At 70.2% G+C, this 15,542-nt stretch carries 14 protein-coding genes and 4 pseudogenes; 9 read left to right on the top strand and 9 right to left on the bottom strand.

Going from position 1 to position 15,542, the window contains the following annotated elements; all coding sequences use genetic code 11:
- Positions 1-290: 290 nt before the first annotated feature.
- A complete protein-coding gene (locus KVT44_RS60295; RefSeq protein WP_302832192.1) occupies positions 291-425 on the top strand; it encodes a hypothetical protein in 135 nt (44 codons plus the stop codon).
- A gap of 55 nt (positions 426-480) precedes the next feature.
- On the opposite strand, the gene KVT44_RS46045 is transcribed toward KVT44_RS60295, so the two are convergent.
- Positions 481-960, bottom strand: a complete 480-nt coding sequence (locus KVT44_RS46045) for a general stress protein (RefSeq protein ID WP_054231705.1) — start codon at positions 958-960, stop codon at positions 481-483.
- A 666-nt stretch (positions 961-1,626) separates the two neighbouring features.
- Between KVT44_RS46045 and KVT44_RS46040 the strand changes: the two genes are divergently transcribed.
- Positions 1,627-2,265, top strand: a complete 639-nt coding sequence (locus KVT44_RS46040; protein ID WP_308314298.1) for a hypothetical protein — start codon at positions 1,627-1,629, stop codon at positions 2,263-2,265.
- Between the two features lie 104 nt (positions 2,266-2,369).
- Here the strand turns inward: KVT44_RS46040 and KVT44_RS46035 are convergent.
- Positions 2,370-2,603: pseudogene (locus KVT44_RS46035) on the bottom strand (zinc ribbon domain-containing protein); the annotation flags it as partial.
- A gap of 35 nt (positions 2,604-2,638) precedes the next feature.
- On the bottom strand, positions 2,639-3,556 hold the full coding sequence (locus KVT44_RS46030) for a LysR family transcriptional regulator (RefSeq protein ID WP_217574142.1): 918 nt from the start codon (positions 3,554-3,556) through the stop codon (positions 2,639-2,641).
- A gap of 100 nt (positions 3,557-3,656) precedes the next feature.
- Between KVT44_RS46030 and KVT44_RS46025 the strand changes: the two genes are divergently transcribed.
- Both KVT44_RS46025 and KVT44_RS59045 read left to right on the top strand, forming a co-directional pair.
- The gene (locus KVT44_RS46025) at positions 3,657-4,673 is read left to right on the top strand and encodes an NADP-dependent oxidoreductase (protein WP_217574140.1); all 1,017 of its coding nucleotides are present in this window, start codon (positions 3,657-3,659) and stop codon (positions 4,671-4,673) included.
- 16 nt (positions 4,674-4,689) lie between these two features.
- Positions 4,690-4,918, top strand: a pseudogene (locus KVT44_RS59045) (class I SAM-dependent methyltransferase); the annotation flags it as partial.
- Positions 4,919-5,211: 293 nt separating this feature from the next.
- On the opposite strand, the gene KVT44_RS46020 reads toward KVT44_RS59045, so the two are convergent.
- The 5 genes from KVT44_RS46020 to KVT44_RS46000 all read right to left on the bottom strand — a co-directional run bounded on the left by KVT44_RS46020 (position 5,212) and on the right by KVT44_RS46000 (position 10,853).
- Positions 5,212-6,414: an acetylhydrolase gene (locus tag KVT44_RS46020; RefSeq protein WP_217574138.1), complete on the bottom strand. Its 1,203-nt coding sequence runs from the start codon at positions 6,412-6,414 to the stop codon at positions 5,212-5,214.
- Positions 6,415-6,865: 451 nt separating this feature from the next.
- A complete protein-coding gene (locus KVT44_RS46015; protein WP_217574136.1) occupies positions 6,866-7,798 on the bottom strand; it encodes a hypothetical protein in 933 nt (310 codons plus the stop codon).
- Positions 7,795-8,151 carry a PadR family transcriptional regulator gene (locus KVT44_RS46010; protein WP_099919252.1) on the bottom strand — a complete coding sequence of 119 codons (357 nt, stop codon included), beginning with the start codon at positions 8,149-8,151 and terminating at the stop codon, positions 7,795-7,797. The genes KVT44_RS46015 and KVT44_RS46010 overlap by 4 nt, the downstream gene beginning before the upstream one ends.
- Positions 8,152-8,282: 131 nt before the next feature.
- Positions 8,283-8,534: a tyrosine-type recombinase/integrase gene (locus tag KVT44_RS46005; protein WP_217574134.1), complete on the bottom strand. Its 252-nt coding sequence runs from the start codon at positions 8,532-8,534 to the stop codon at positions 8,283-8,285.
- A gap of 357 nt (positions 8,535-8,891) precedes the next feature.
- A complete protein-coding gene (locus KVT44_RS46000; protein WP_254650811.1) occupies positions 8,892-10,853 on the bottom strand; it encodes a SpoIIE family protein phosphatase in 1,962 nt (653 codons plus the stop codon).
- Positions 10,854-11,061: 208 nt separating this feature from the next.
- Between KVT44_RS46000 and KVT44_RS45995 the strand changes: the two are divergent.
- From KVT44_RS45995 to KVT44_RS60290, 3 genes and pseudogenes are all read left to right on the top strand, one after another.
- Positions 11,062-11,220: pseudogene (locus tag KVT44_RS45995) on the top strand (phosphate transport system regulatory protein PhoU); the annotation flags it as partial.
- Positions 11,221-11,582: 362 nt separating this feature from the next.
- On the top strand, positions 11,583-11,888 hold the full coding sequence (locus KVT44_RS45990) for a hypothetical protein (protein WP_217574131.1): 306 nt from the start codon (positions 11,583-11,585) through the stop codon (positions 11,886-11,888).
- Positions 11,889-11,943: 55 nt separating this feature from the next.
- Positions 11,944-12,114: pseudogene (locus tag KVT44_RS60290) on the top strand (helix-turn-helix domain-containing protein); the annotation flags it as partial.
- Between the two features lie 300 nt (positions 12,115-12,414).
- On the opposite strand, the gene KVT44_RS45980 reads toward KVT44_RS60290, so the two are convergent.
- Positions 12,415-12,606, bottom strand: coding sequence for a hypothetical protein (locus KVT44_RS45980; protein WP_217574129.1), 192 nt, complete (start codon positions 12,604-12,606; stop codon positions 12,415-12,417).
- Between the two features lie 984 nt (positions 12,607-13,590).
- On the opposite strand from KVT44_RS45980, the gene KVT44_RS45975 reads away from it, so the two are divergent.
- Both KVT44_RS45975 and KVT44_RS45970 read left to right on the top strand, forming a co-directional pair.
- Positions 13,591-15,105 carry an NAD(P)/FAD-dependent oxidoreductase gene (locus KVT44_RS45975; protein ID WP_308314297.1) on the top strand — a complete coding sequence of 505 codons (1,515 nt, stop codon included), beginning with the start codon at positions 13,591-13,593 and terminating at the stop codon, positions 15,103-15,105.
- A 264-nt stretch (positions 15,106-15,369) separates the two neighbouring features.
- A partial coding sequence (locus tag KVT44_RS45970) for an aldo/keto reductase (RefSeq protein WP_217574208.1) occupies positions 15,370-15,542 on the top strand: 173 nt, incomplete at its 3' end.

The following is a 15,542-nucleotide window of genomic DNA, read 5'->3' as shown; positions in this document are numbered from 1 at the left end:
CCGCAGGCCGAACTCCCGCCGCCCGGGCGGCCCCGCCCCACGCACGCCCGCCGCCGGGGCGGCTGCCGCAGCCGCGCCGACCGTTCCTGCACCCCGCACCGACCGTTCCCGCCCCCGTGCGCCGACCGCTCCTGCTCCTGCGGGCCAGCCGATCCCGCCGCCGTGCCCGCATCCCGTGCCGCCGCGCGTCGGCCAACTCCGCGGGTAGGAGCACGTATGCGGTCCGGTGGGGCACTCGCTACGGGGAGGAAGGGAAAGCTCCGTGGCGAAGGCGTGATCGTCCACCTGCCATGCTCACCGTCTACCGTGCAGGAGCTCGCAGGCCCGACTCTTGCGGAGACTGGCAGCAGGTCGGCGTCCTGGTGGGCCTGACCGTGGCCGGAGCCGCGCTCGCCCTCACCGTCTGCAGTCTCGTGGACCGGTGACGGGTCCTCACCGTCCAGTGCCGGACCGTGCGGTCGCGGCGGCCGGCCGTCCTGCTCAGCCTTCGCGCCAGCCGAGTTTGATGAGCAGACTCTTCGCCTCTTCCGCGACCTCCGTCTCGGCGACCACGTCGTAGCGGGCGGCGACGATCTGGCTGCGGGAGGCAAAGTCGCGGCGGCCTCCGGTGAACGCGTGGCCGGCGAAGCCGAAGAGCGCACCGAAGATCGCGCCGTAGAACAGGCCGCTGATCATCAGCACCAGGACGTGGTGGTTGCCCGCGGCGAACAGCGACAGGAGCAGGCCGATGAGCAGGCCGAACCAGGCTCCCGAGCCCGCGCCGGCCAGGGCCGCCCGGCCGCGGGTGAGCCGGCCGAGGACCGTCTCGACCATCCGCAGGTCGGAGCCGATGATCGCGGTGCGCTCCACCGGGAACTTGCTGTCGGAGAGGAAGTCGACCGCGCGCTGGGCGCCCTCGTAGGTCGGGTACGAGCCGACCACCGGCCGGTCGAGCGGCGCCGTGGGCGGATGCTGGGTCATCGCAGGGCTCCCTTTCTCGCCGTCCCCGTCCAACAGGCTGCTGGGAGACGGTGGCCCCCGCAAGGCGGGGCATGCCGGCCGGGTGCACGTGCTGCCACGAGCGGCCGGACGCCTCAATGGCCTCTTGGTGCGCGCGGGGGGTGTCGGTGCCCACTGCGCGGGAGGGGGCCGGTGGGGTAGCGGAGGGGAGGGTGTCCCGTCGCCGTCCCCTCGGCGCAGGGGTCGATGGCCTTATGGACGCCCGCATGCCAGTCCGGGAGCGTACGGCTGTCCGGCGGAGGAATCATCCGCGGCCACCAGCCCTTGGCGCGCCTCGCCGTTCCGCTGCGCGCCTGCGGGAGCAGGAGGTCTGGGCCGGGCGGAAGGTGGTCGCATCTCCGTACGGGCGAACGCACGGAGTGAGGGTGAGCTGCCACCCATACGGGCCGCAGGACTCGTGGGGCGGGAGGGGCAGTGATGCAGTGGCACAGGAATGTGCTGTTGGGAGTCCCTCAGGAGGCATCGGCGATGATTCGTCACCCACCCCGTGCTGCCCGGTTCCTTGCCCTGGCCCTGGCTGCGGGCGCCATGTCGGCCACTGGGGCCTGCTCGAACGGGAGCGGCGCAGCGACCTCTACGTCATCCAGGTCCGCTGGAGCTCTGACCCAGGCGGAGGCGGAAACCGCGTTGATCAACGCGACGAATCTGGAGGGCAATTGGACGCGGGTCAACGATGCCGCCACCTGGCGGGATTCGCTGCTCATCGGCAAAGTGGATGCTGCCCAGTTCTTCACCGACAGCAAAACGACCGCTGCTGACTGCCAGAAGCTGCTCGACGTGCTCTACAGTGACGCGCTGTTGGGCAAGCCCTCCGGGACAAGTGCGGTGGCAGGCTTCTCGGGTGGCAGTGACGGCGCCCGAATGCTCTATCAGGTCGCCGGCTATGACCGTGGGCAACTGGACTCATCGCTGGCTTGGCTCAAGACGCTGCCGGTGAAGTGTGACCAGTTCACCGTCACGGGCAAGGACGGAAGCACCCGCACTGCCCAGGTCATCGAGACCTCGCTGCCGAAGGCCGGCGACTCTCGCCAGGGGTTGCGCCTGACGCTTCAGGGCCCGGTGGGTAACAACCCCGCCACGCTGACGCTTGATCTTGCCGCCGTCCGTGTCGGCACCAACGCGATCGCGGTGACGAACGGAGGGCTTCGCGGCACCGAGGCCGACTCTACCCAGCAGGCTGTCACTCTCGGTACGCAGCGGCTCAAGGATGTGCTCGCCGGCAAGACACCTGCTGAACAGCCCCCAGGACAGCAGGAGTCAACTTGACCCGGCCCTAATGGACCGGGTTTGGAGGTGGCGCCCAACTGGCTGCTGGGTGGGCTCCTCCGTCCAGACACCCTTATGGGGTGGCAGGGACGCGTGACTCGCGCCCCGCAGTTCCGGCAGGTGAAGAGGGCCTGGCCTGCCCGGTTCTTCTTGTCGGTGTGGCCGCACTGGCAGCACTGCTGCGAGGTGTAGGCGGGATCGACGAACACCACGGGCACGCCGGCCCTGCGGGCCTTGTAGACGATGAAGTCTGCGAGCTGGGCGAAGGCCCAGGAGTGGAATGCGACCCGTTGGGGCTTGCGGAGCCGTACTCTCTGCCGGATTCCATGGAGTTCTTCCCGCCTGCCTCAGGCAGCCCGCCCACCCGACCCGATCAAGCCCCGCCGCTGAGAAGGCTCACACCCGGCGGGACCGACGCCCGCAGTCCCCTCACCAAGGCGCGCACGACAGCGGAACCGGCCAGTTCGGAAGTGGTGACATAGCCGACCTGGCGGGTCGGGCGCTCGGGGCCGAGATCAGTGATCCCGACCGAGTCCGGTGCCCCGACCAAGGACAGCGCCGGCATGATCGCCATTCCGTGGCCTCCGCTCACCAAGGAGAGCACCGCTCCGTCGTCCTCGGCCTCGACGGTTGCCTTCGGGATCCAGTCCTGCGCAGCCCACCAGCCGCGGGTGTACGAGCCACAGTTCTCGGCCCAGTCGACCAGCGGCAGTGAGCGCGGGGCGGCGTGACCCGTCGCGTGCACCAGCGCATACGGCTCTTCAAGGAGCCCGCTTGCGACCAGACCGGGCGGAAGCAGCACGGAGCCGCCCAGTGTGGCGATGGCTATGTCGGCCTTCCCATCGGCCACTTCGCCCGCGGTGCCGCGCCCCACCTCGCGTACGATCCGCACCCGCGGCTCGATCCCGGGGTGCCGGGCGCGCAGCCGCTGCAGGACGGCCGGCAGCAGATGGAGAGCCGCGCTGCGGAAAGCCGCGATCCGCAGCGGCCCCTGCGCAGCATCGGGCAGGGCCGCGCCGCGCGCCTCGGCGGTCAGGACGTCCAGCAGGCGCAGGACGCGGCGGGCGTACGCGACGGCCTGCTCTCCGGCAGGGGTGGGGCGGGCGCCGGTGCGGCCGCGTTCGAAGAGAACGGCACCGATCTTGCGCTCGCTGCCGCGAACCGAGTGGGAGACGGCCGACTGGGTCAGACCGAGTGTGCCGGCGGCGGCCGAGAAGCCGCCCCTGTCCGCGACCGCCACCAGGACGCGCAGTTCCTGGGGGGCGAGATCGGAGTCGGTCGTGCGGGCCACGGGGCGCTCACCTCAACGTATGAGAACTGCTCATGGAACGGTGTGTCGCATGAGCCCAACCGGCTGCCCAGGGGGCGCATTCCCGCCCTACGGTCCGGGCATGAACGAGACCGCGCTCACCGTGCACCAGACCGCCCGCCCCCACGGCTTTCCCACCGCCGGGCACTTCGCCTTCGTCGAGTCCGCACTTCCCGGCCCCGCAGCCGGCAGCGCGCTCGTGGAAAACCTCTACTGGTCCGTCGACCCCTACCACCGCGAGATGATGGACGACGTGCCCGGCGGCTTCACGCTCGGCGCACCGCTGGAGGGCCGTACCATCGGGCGGGTCATCGCCTCGCGCACGCCTCGGCTGACCGAGGGCGAGATCGTGTTCCACCGGCAGGGCTGGCGTACGCACGCGGTGGTCACGCCCGAGGAGATCCGGCAGCTGCCCCGCTTCGACGAGGTGCCCCTGACCGCGTACTTGAGCACCCTCGGCGGCACCGGCCTGACCGCCTATGTGGGCCTGACCCGGATCGCCCGGCTCCAGCAGGGGGAGGACCTGTTCGTGTCGGCCGCCGCGGGCGGGGTCGGCACGGCGACCGGGCGGTTCGCCAGACTGCTGGGCGCCGGACGGCTCGTGGGCAGCGCGGGCTCGGCGGCGAAGGCCGCCCACCTCACGCGGGAGGTGGGCTATGACACCGTCTTCGACTACCACGACGGGCCCGCCGCCGACCTGCTCGGCAAGGCCGCGCCGGGCGGCATCGACGTGTTCGTCGACAACGTCGGCGGCGCCCAGCTGGCCGCCGCGGTGGGAGCGCTGCGCGAGTTCGGGCGCATCGTCCGCGTCGGCACGATCAGCCAGTACAACACCCCCGACGCGCCGCCACCGCGCTTCAACTACGCGGACATCGTGGAGAAGAGCCTGCGCATGGAGGGCTTCCTGGTCAGCAACTACCGCGACATGCAAGAAGAGTTGTACGAGTTCGCGGTGCCGCATCTGCAGAGCGGCCGGCTCGCTCTGGACGAGACGGTGGTTGACGGCTTCGAACACATCGTGGACGCATTCCTGGGAATGCTGCACGGCAAGAACACCGGAAAGATCATCGTTCGAGACCGCACACAAGTCCGTCCATAAACATCCCCGCGCAGGAAACGACCTTGCCGAGGTGGCTGGTACCGGTCCCGGCTGCCGGGTCCTTGAGGTGGGGGCGGGCACCGGCAAGGCGACCTTGCCGCTCGCCGAGCGCGGTTGCCGGATCACCGCCGTCGAGCTGGGCGCGACATGGCCGCCGTCGCCCGCGTCAACTGGCCGGGTTCGGGGCGGTGGAGGTCGTGACGGCGGACTTCGAGACCTGGCCGCTGCCAAAGGAGCCGTTCGACGCACGGATCCGTCCTGGTCGGCGAGCCGGTGGACGACGCTGGTCACCGCATCGAGATGCGGCGTGTGGGTAAGAAGGCCGCGGGTCGGCTGCTGGACGGACGGGTGTGGGACGAGTTCCCGCGTCCACGTGCCGAGGCTGGTGCTGTCGGCGCCTGACCAGGGAGAGCTGCTGGGAAGGTTTCCGGACGGGGTTCTGCTCGGCGGGGACAGCAAGAGGTTCTCACCGCAGCTCTTCGCCGCGGCCGGGGCGCGCGAACCGCGGCGCGGGACGTGAGCGCCGCGGTCCACGGCTTCATGGAAGGAACTTCACCTCTGGGAAGGCCGCGCTCGGGCCGTCGAGCAGATGCCCTCGGCGGTGCCGCAGGTGCAGGTCGAAGAAGGCGAGCGGGTAGGCCTGTTGGATCCGTACCGACCGGGCCGGGTCGAGGGTGCCGATCCAGTCCTGGATCTGCTGGTCGGTCATGCCGAGGATCTTGCCTGCCTGCGGGATGAGCGTCGCGTTGTCGCCGTATGAGTTGTGGATGGCCCCGTCGGCCTGGATGTCCAGCCGCCAGCCGCGAAGGTGCGTCCAGAACTCGGCGACGTCCGGCATGGCGGCCCGGGTGAACACGGCGGTCATCATCATGAACGGCCGGTCCAGGTCGGCGGTGATGGTCGGCTGCATCGGGCCGTCGAGGCTGAGCCCGGCACGGACACGCTGGTCGGCGAGCATGGTGAGCGCGGTGGCGGTGCCGCCCTTCGACCAGCCGAACGCGCCGATGCACTTCGGGTCGAGGGCGCCGAGAAGGCCCTGGGGCAGCGGCTTGCCGTCGACGTCGGGGTTGCGCCCGGCGGCGAGCCCCTCCACACAGTCGAGCAGGAACCGGAGGTCCGCGGCGAAGTCCCTCGGGTACATCGGGACGTCGGCCGGAGTGACCACCCGGCCGTCGGGGAACTCGGTGAACGTGTCGTAGGTGTGGTCGACGGTGACCACGGCGTAGCCGTGGCTGGCGAGTTCCTGGACCATGATGGTGTGGTCGCCGCGGTGGCTGCCCGAGCCGTGCGCGTACACGATGACGGGCAGGCGACGGCCCGTATGGTGCACGGGTACGCCCACGTGTGCGGCGGTGAGCGGGCCGAGGGCGGGGTCGAGGGGGAAGCCGGCGTCCGCCAGGAACGCCCGCAACGCGCCCTCGGTCATCCAGGGGGCGCGCGGCAGGTCCTCCGCCCTGCGGGCGGGGTACCAGACGCTGGCCATCAACTCGCGGTGATGCCCCGGGCCGGCCACGGGATCCGGGCGTGAGGTGTCGATGAGGTGGAGCGGCACCGTGCCCACCGGGTGCGGTCCGGTGGGCGGAGGCAGTGTGAGTTGCACCGGGCTGGAGGCGGTCGGAGCCGCCCACGCGCGGGATGCGACGCCGAGCGGCACGGCAGTCCCGAGCCCAGCGATCAGCGCTGCCCCGAGCATGCGACGGCGCGTCATTGGTTTTCGGCTGCTGGACGCCGTGACGGTCATGAATCCTCCTGAGTCTGGGTTTCTTGGACGGAACCGGGCTCGCAGCCCGTGGCGCTGGGTGTGGCGTGGCATCGTCATGGCTTCGCGCTGCTGCAGGTGCGGCTGGTTACGTTTGGCGGCCGGCAGGCGCGGCGGGCGACCGCATGTCGGTGTGCTTGCGTCGGGTGTGTCACGCGTCGGCGATGACCACAGTGCGGGGCGGGCCCTGCCGGTCCGGGCCGTTCGCGGTGGCGGGCGGTGACATGAACCATCCGCCAAAAGCCGGCCCGGCATGGCGCCCGGCTGGGCAGGGAGGGCCAGGGTGGCCCGCGGTCGCAGGGGTGACCGCAGGGCGCGCCACCGGCGCGGGCCGCGTCGAAAGACCTGGAAGACCTCACACAAGACCCGGCTGCCAGGAGACCCGACAGAAGCCCTGGCCCGATCCGGGCCGCCGACCGGGCACCGGATCCCGCTATGCCGCGCTCGGTGGGGTTACCTGGGCGCGGCGCCGGCGCGCGCGCAGGAGAGAGACCGCGCTGCTGAGCAAAACCACGAGCAGGGCGCCCACGCCCGCGGGGGAAAGCGGATAGAGCAGCGACGCCGTCATCTGCAGCGCGATGGGAAGCAGGGCCACCGCCAGGCCCGCGGCAAGCAACCGGTCACGCCTGCTGAAGAGCAGAGCGACCGCGAAGGCCCCGGCCCAGAGCGTATGGGTGATCAGCGGGCCCCCCGTCAGGGGGTAGTAGACGCTGACGAGCAGCGCCCCCCACAGCGCGACGGCCAGCGCGGTGGTGCCCGCGATCGCGGCGCGCTGTGGCTGGGAGGGGCCGAGCAGGTCCCTGGGTGCGGCGAGGACGACGGCGCCGGTGAGCAACGGCACGGTCAGGTTCAGCGCAGCGCCCGCGTAGGTGCTGGCGAAGAGGTGGGAGAGCAGGAGCAGGGGGAGGTCGGCCAGCCGCAGCAACGTCGCCGGCACGACCAGTGCCCGGGCCGCACTCCAGCGCCCGGTCCAGACGGCCGCGAGTGCCGCCAGCCAGAGCAGCGGCATGAGGCCCTGGTTGGCCAGGAGGAGCACGCCCGGGAGTGAGGACGAGCGCGGGGTCCGGATGCCGGGGGCGAAGAACCACAACAGGTTCGCCCCGCTGCCGCCCGTCGCGACGGCGACCGTCAGCGGTGCCGCATGCGCCAGGACCTGACCGGCAGTCCGGTCGGAGCCAAGTCCGGTGCGCCGCCGCAGGCCGTGCCCGGCGACGTCGAGCGCCTCTCGCAGCCGGCCGAGGGGGCCGGCGTCCTTCGTGGCCTCGGCGTAGATCGCGCTCAACTCGGCTTCGTGCTCGGCACGGTAGGCGGCCGGGTGGAAGCGCAGAGCCCAGCGGAGGGGGCGCGGCGGGTGCTGCTCCGTCATGCCAGGGCACCTTTCGGGCGGATGGCGGGGACGTTGCGGGCGGCCATCCGGCGCTCCGCCTCGGCGACGACGGCGCGCAGCCGCTCCATCTCGGCGGCCAGCGTGGAGCGCCCGGGCTCGGCGAGGGCATAGACCTTGCGGGCCCGGCCGTCGACGACCTCCTCGCGCTCGACCCGGATCAGGCCCTGCTGGAGCAGCCGGTCCAGCGCGCCGTACAGGGTGCCGGTGCGCATCCGCACGCGGCCCTGGGAGATCGCGTCGATCTCCTGGATCAGTCCGTAACCATGCCTGGGCTCGTCGGCCAGGGCGGTGAGCAGGAGCAGCGTCGGCTCCTGAAGCGGTCGGTCACTCATGCCGCCTATATATATCGGTGACCGACATATATTGTCGAGTGGTGCATCCACTCTGCAGCTCGTAAAGCCCGATCTGCTGCCTTGGGGGTGCTCCTCCGCTGTCGGGTTTGTGATCTGGAGGGCCGCCCTTTTCAGGCTGTAGCCGACAGCACGCGGTTTCGCCCGGCCCGGCCGGTAACCCGGCTGGAGCGGGAGAGCCTGATCCAGACCACGGCGTCCGGGGAGATCGGCACGGTTTGGCGCTCCCGGCTGCCCTTGCCGACCACCGTGATGGTCGGCCGGCCGAAGCCCACATCGCCACAGGCCATGCCAAGTAGTTCACTGGCGCGCACCCCGCTGGAGATGTAGGTGGCCAGGGCCGCGGGGTCGCGGTGGCAGCGCATCGCCGTGAACAGGTCGGTGACCCGCCGGGAGCGAACAGCGCCCCGTTCCCCGGCATTTGAGCTGCCGGGGAACGGGGCGCTTCCGTGCGCCGGCCGCGTCTGATCGTTCGGATATGACCCTGTAGTCCCAGCCCTGGCACCGGGGAACAAGCAACCTGCCGGTAGTTTTTCAGGGATTCGTGATCATGGTCGTCTTCGGTTGGCGGGGCACGGTCCTGGTCTTGTCGAAGTGTCCGTACACCATCGCTGGGGGCTCGCCGAACATGTCGGCGATCTTGCTGGATGGTCTTCTCCCGCTCGTCGTAGAGCCGTTGGGCGCCAGCCGGGCGGAGCGCCGTCTCGGCTCGCACCAATTGATCATCGTGGGCGGGCCAGGAGGATGGCGACGTCATCGTGCAGCGGTGTGGGCAGGAGTTGGCTGAAGACATGGTCACGGGTCTCGCAGAGTGTCTGGCGAGATTGTCGTAGTGCGTGGGCCAGTCGGCCCAGGCCGTGGTCCAGATCGTGGTCGTGGCTTTCGATGAGCCCATCGGTGTACAGGGCGAGAAAGCTGCCCGGCGGCAGGGGGACGCGTTCGGACTCGAAGGCATCACTGACAGGGGCGCCCAGAGGGGGACCACAGGTCCCGTCGAGGAACCGCACGGCGCCGTGGGATTCGACGAGGAGTGGCGGAGGATGGCCGGCCCGGGTGATCAGGCAGCTGGCGGTGGCGGGGTCGTAGACCGCGTAGGCGCAGGTGGCCAGCTCACAGTCGCCGAAGTCGGCGACAGTGGCGTCCAGCTGCTGCAGCAGGTCGATGGGGGGCATGCTCTGGGAGGCCAGGGCGCGGGCCATGGTCTGCAGCTGTCCCATGAACGCCGCGGCACGGATGCTGTGTCCCATGACGTCTCCGATGATCAGGCCGGTCTTGTTGCCAGGGAGGGTGAGGACGTCGAGCCAGTCGCCCCCCACTTCGTTGTCGCTGCTGGCCGGGAGGTAGCCACTGGCGAGTTCGAGTCCGGGCACGGTGGGCAGTGGCTTGAGGAGGCTGCGCTGCAGGGTGAGGGCCGCTTCGCGGCGGCTGGCGTACAGGCGGGCGTTGTCGATGTTCAGCGCGGCCCGGGCGACCAGTTCATTGATCAGCACCGTGTCCTGTTCGTCGAATGGTTCGCTGCGGGTACGGGTGGCGATGACCAAGCCGAGCACTTTGCCCCGGGCATCGAGCGGGATCAGGCGGGCCGTTCCTGGCGCGCTGCAGGCAAAGAGGCCGGCCATGGGGTCGGCGGGCCCGGTGTTCATTGTGGGTAGCGGCAGGGGCACGGTGCGGGGGCGGGCCTCGGTAAGAACGGTTGTGTACACCGATCCGGGCGGGATGCGGCAGGTCATCTCTGGTGCAGGCCCACCGGCGGCCCGTGCCGGCCCGGGCCCCGCCACGGCCAGGCGATGCAGCAGCCCCTGGGCGGAGACGCACACGTCGTCGGGGGCGAGGACGCCTTCCCACACGAGCACCTCGGCGGTGTCGGCGAGCTGCGGCACCAGTATCTGGGCCAGCCCTCGGGCCGCCTGCCGCAGGTCCAAGGTGGTGCCGATGCGCTCGCCGGCCTCGGCCAGCAGCGCGAACCGCTGGCGGGCCCGCTCGGCCCTCAGATGGTCGGCCTGGTTCTCGGTGATGTCGATGACTGAGGCAATCACGCCGAGCCGCTCACCGTCGCCGTCGGTCAGCGGGGCGTAGGAGCATGACCAGACGCGGTCCTGGTCGGGGGCCGCGGCGGTGCGGCCGGTGCGGAGATCAATCACGGCCCGGCCGGTTTGGAGTACGCGCCGCATCGACGCTTCCACCGCCGCGTGATCAATGCCGGGAACCACGTCATGGATGCGCTTACCGACATGGTCGGCCGCGGGCAGGCCGTTCATGTCGGCGAGTGCGCCGTTGACCCGCACGTAGCACAGCTCCTGGTCGAGGAGTGCCAGGCCGATCGGTGACTGGCCGAACAGTCCTTCCAAAGCGGCCAGCGAGTCCCGCATTCGCCGCACGGATGAGGTCTCGGCGGCGATGACCGTCATGCCGGGCCGTCCCTGAGGGTCGGCGATCGGGCAGATCCACATCTCCATGTCGACCAGATGCCCGTCCCGGTGCCGCACCGGGTACGCCCCGACCACGGTCTCACCGGCCCGAGCCCGGCGGATGAGGTCGGCTGCCAATTCATGGTTGCACTCCGGGACCAGCAGCGGGAGGCCGTCCTGGCCCAGGATCTCCTCGGGCCGCCAGCCCAGCAGTTGTTCAGCCGCCAGCGCCCACTGCCAGACACTCCCGTCGTGGTCGACGGCCCAGACCGCCATGGGAAGCAGATCCCGGAACACACTGGGATGCCCGACTGTCGGCTGACCCATGACCGGGGGGCCGCCGTCCGAGTCCGATTGTCCTGTGACGGCCATGCCAATTCCTGACGATCGCAAAGAACGCCCCACAGGCGCTGCTGACGATTGCAACATCGAATAAATAAGTCGAAATTAGGCTATAGCCTGCCATAAGGGCAAACCATGGATGTGGCATCACGGTGTGGAGACGGCCGCGGACGTCACACTGGGCGGCTGCTACTACGAGCGGTTCGCCGGCCACGCGGTGTCGGTAGCCCGGCGCGTGGTCTACCTGGTCGTAGGTGAGCACGCGGATGAACTTCCCACCGACGGGTCCGTGGCCTCGTGACCCTGACCTGCACGTGGTGAGTCTGAAACGTGCTGTGACAGCAGCCTAGGACGTGGCGGGGGCTTGTGCCGGTGACGAGGCGCTCTACGGCGCGGGCGGCCGCTGCGGACCCAAGTCTGTTCCAGCTCCTGGCCCGGCGCAGTATTTGCACGGATCGAGAACTGCACGTGCGGCAATGTCGTCCGTCACGGCCTTGGCCTGATGGCTGTGGATCTTCGGTATCGCCACGAGCGTCGCTGTGACGGCGCCGGCGACGGTGCAACGGTGGCGCGCTGCGGCAACCCGTGGATCTGTCACCCCAACGAGGAAGGCGATCGAAGGGTTCAGCCACAGCCGCACCCGAGAGTCCACCTGGCCGTCCAGTGCGACGTACCGGTTCGCTGCCAGCCAGGCACTCCGGAGCGGAGTACTACTACCGCTATCCCAACGGTGACGAGGTCTTCAACGAGACCGCGGCCTACCTGGCCCGGCTGCCGGAGAGTGCCGTCGTCACCCTGGACACGGCGGAGAACAGCAGCTGGCGCTTCTTCTCCCTCAAGGAGATCTCCTACCGGCATCGCCGCAGCCCGAAAGCTCGGACGCCTTGGGAGATCGTGCCTTCGACACCCGCTCGGTGGGCGTACCGCTCTTTGTCGGCGACGGGTGGATCCGCCGCGGCTCAAAACTGACCCACTTCGTGGTCTTCTGACCAACCTGACCTTGATCGAAGGTCAGGAGAAGAGAGTGATTTCCGTGGAGGACTGGGCAGAGATCAGCGGGCTGCACCGGGCCGAGCAGATGCCGATCCGGGCGATCGCCCGGCAGCTGGGCATCTCAAAGAACACCGTGAAGCGGGCCCTGGCCACGGACCGGCCGCCGGTCTACTCCCGGCCCAGAGACTCTCCGGACGGCTCTTGACGTACTCGCCCCGTGATGACGCCGACTCCCGGCGCATGACCGCCGTGCACACACACGTGACCGGCAAACTCGGCGCCTCCGTCCATGGCCCGCAGGCCTGGGGCTGGCACGGCCGTACCCTCGGCCACCGCGCCGCGCACCCCGTGCACGGCGCGTGCCGGCTGCGCCTGGCATCCGTCCCTGCCGGGCGGCCGGGCGGGAAACTCTGGGAAGGCACCGAGCGGGCCGCCGCCGCGTTCCCGGCGTCCGCAAACCAGCCCTCCACGCCCTGCACAACCGGACCTGCGACGGATACGCCTACCGCGCCGAGCTGTCCGCGTTCGTCGACGAGCCGCTGCTGTCCCCGCACCCCGTCCTGCGCGACGAACTCGACCTGCCCGGCCCCTGGTTCGAGACGATCCGTACGAACCTGTCGGCGATCGCGGCCACCCCCACCGACCGCACCGCCATGCGCCAGGAGTGGATCTCGCGCGCCTTCCCCGAGTACACCGGCCACCCGGCACCCCAGATCACACAATGGGCCTGCGCGCACGGCGACTTCCACGCCGCCAACCTCACCACCAGGCCCCACGATCCTCGACTGGGACGGCTGGGGCACCGCCCCCCCAGGGCCTCGACGCCGCGACTCCCTACGCCTCCTCCCTGCTGCAACCGAACGTCGCTGCCCGCGTCCGCGCAGCCTTTCCCCTCCTGGGCAGCCCGGCCGGCCCGACCGCCGAAGCGACCGTGTGCGCCATGCCGCTGCAGACTGTGGCCTGCGGAGACAACGTCACTCTCGAAGACCAGCTTCGGGACTGGTCCGAGAAACTCCGCTGCCGCTGCACGGCTCCATAAGCCGTGCTTCGTTCGAGTGATGCTCTCGACGGCCCGGGACTGAACAAATCCCCAGCATGTGAGGTTTCTTCACCGTCATCCGGTGCCGGCGCTACGTGCGCTGCCGGCGTGAGTACTTCGGGATCATGCAGTGCGTGGCGTCAGCGGAACGCTCTGCGGTCCCTGTTTCACGCACCCGAGCACTTCTCGTGAACTGCATGCATGAGGCGCTCACGCCGGATTCGGCCGAAGTGGCGTGGATGCGGACGACGCCGCACGGACGACCACGCGCCGGGCTGGTCGACGTCGTGGATGTGTCCGGGTGACCCGTCGCCCGGCACGGGTGGCTCGCCGACCGACGGCATCTACCCGGAGCAAGGGAAAGAAGGTACTGATGCAGACAGGTCTGCCATTGGCTGCTGTGACCGAGCCAGCCCCGCACACCTCGCCATGGCCGTACGTTCCAGGCGGGCAGGCTGCGGCAGGGACCGCACGACGGGCGGCCGAGGCGGCCCGCGAAGCCGGGTTCTCTTCGGGATCCGTCCGCCGAACGGCGCCGCGAGAGCTGCGCGCGGGCCGTGGTCTCAGCGCCGCCCGCCCGACCGGAGCGTTGCTGTGATCCCGGCTCAGAGGAAGCGGACTGACAGGGACCTGCGGGCCGTGGTCGTCGGAGCGGGGTTCTCCGGGATCGGCGCCGCCGTCCGGCTTCGCGAAGCCGGGTTGAACGATGTGCTTGTTCTGGAGAAGGGCACGCAACTCGGCGGCACCTGGAGGGAGAACACCTACCCCGGCTGCGCCTGCGATGTGCCCTCGACGCTCTACAGCTACTCCTTCACCCCGGATGCCGCCTGGAGCAGGGTCTTCGCCGGACAGCGGGAAATCCTTGCCTATCTGCGGGCGACGGCCCAGCGGTACCGGCTTGATGACATGCTGCGCTGCGGTGTTCAGGTTCTGGGGGCCCGGTGGGACGGGGCGGCCGCCCGCTGGCTGCTGGAGACCAGCGACGGGCCCTACAGCGCGGCGGTACTGGTCCTGGCCACCGGCCCGTGGCACGTCCCGCGCCGCCTGGAGATCCCCGGGATCGAGGACTTCAACGGTCCCGTGTTCCATACCGCCCGGTGGGACCACAGCGTCGACTTGGCCGGGCGGCGGGTGACCGTGGTGGGGAGCGGCGCCTCCGCCGTCCAGGTCGTCCCGGCCATCGAAGCCCAGGCTGCGTCCGTGGGCCTCTTCCAGCGCACCGCCCAGTGGGTGCTGCCCAAGCCCGATCTGCTGCTACCCGCGGCGTTCAACCGGCTTCTGGACCGCGTACCCGGTACGCGCGGCGCCCTGCGCGCCGGGCAGTACGCCCTGCAGGAGGGCTTTGGCTACGCCTTCCGCCACCCTCAGGGCGCCCGCCTCCTCGAGGCAGGCGCCCGCGCACACCTGCGGCTCGCGATCCGCGACCGGCAGCTACGCCGGCAGCTGACACCGGATTACCGGTTGGGCTGCAAGCGTCTTCTGACGTCCAGCACCTTCTACCGGGCCCTGTCTCAGCCGCACGTCCGCCTGCATCCCACCGCGGTGACCGCCGTACGCGGCAACGAGGTCGTCGGCGCCGACGGCACCATCGTCCCGACCGACGTGCTCATCGAGGCCACAGGCTTCCGCGTCGGTGAGCTGCCGCTGGCCAAGAGTCTGTACGGCACGAACGGCCGGACACTCGACGAAGCATGGGGCGGTGAACCGCAGGCGTACATGGGCACCACCGTGAGCGGCTTCCCCAACCTCTTCCTGCTTCTGGGACCCAACCTGCTCGGCGGCTCCACCTCCGCGATCACGGTCCTGGAAGCCCAGCTGACGTACCTCATTGCCGCCCTGGCCCACCTCGACCAGGGCGGCCACTGTGCCCTGGACGTCCGGTCGGCCGCACAGGCCGCCCACAACACCGCCGTCCAGGACGCGCTCGCGACCACGGTCTACAACACGGGCGGCTGCACCAGCTACTACTTCACTTCCACCGGGCGGAACACCTTCGCCTGGCCATGGTCCACCGGGCGGCTCGTGCGCCGACTGAGCCGATTCGACGCCGACGCCTACACCTCCGACGCACCTGCCCGGCCCCTTCCCCTGCCCTCTCAGACAAGGCCGCAGCCTGGAGACCGTACGGGAGCCGCGAACGCAGAGCAGCCATGACATGGTGGATGATGCTTCGCTCGCTTCACCAGCCTCCGGCCGCGCGGACAGGTGCTAGCCCTCACCTACCTGCCGGCCGACGGCGAAGTGGCGGCGATCGGGCGGGCCGCAGCGGACAGTGCTCTTACGCCGAGTCTCGCGAAGGCATCCCGAGGTACGGCGGATCGCCGGCGACGTCGCCGACTGGATGCTTTCCTACGACCGCGAGCGCCGGCCAAGCGTAGGCTGACGCAACGGGTGACGGACGTCTAAGGATGTGCAGGCATGAAGTACATCAGGCTGGGCTCGACAGGCCTGAAGGTCTCGCGGGTCTGTCTCGGCATGATGAGCTACGGCGACCCCGCCCGGCGTGCGTGGTTCCTGGACGAGGAGGCGGCCGAGCCCATCGTGCGGCGGGCAGCGGAGGCCGGGGTGACGTTCTTCGACACCGCGGACAT

This window comes from Streptomyces sp. GbtcB7 (genome assembly GCF_019091445.1).
Taxonomy (GTDB): domain Bacteria; phylum Actinomycetota; class Actinomycetes; order Streptomycetales; family Streptomycetaceae; genus Streptomyces; species Streptomyces mirabilis.
This window is presented reverse-complemented; position numbering and strand designations above follow the sequence as displayed.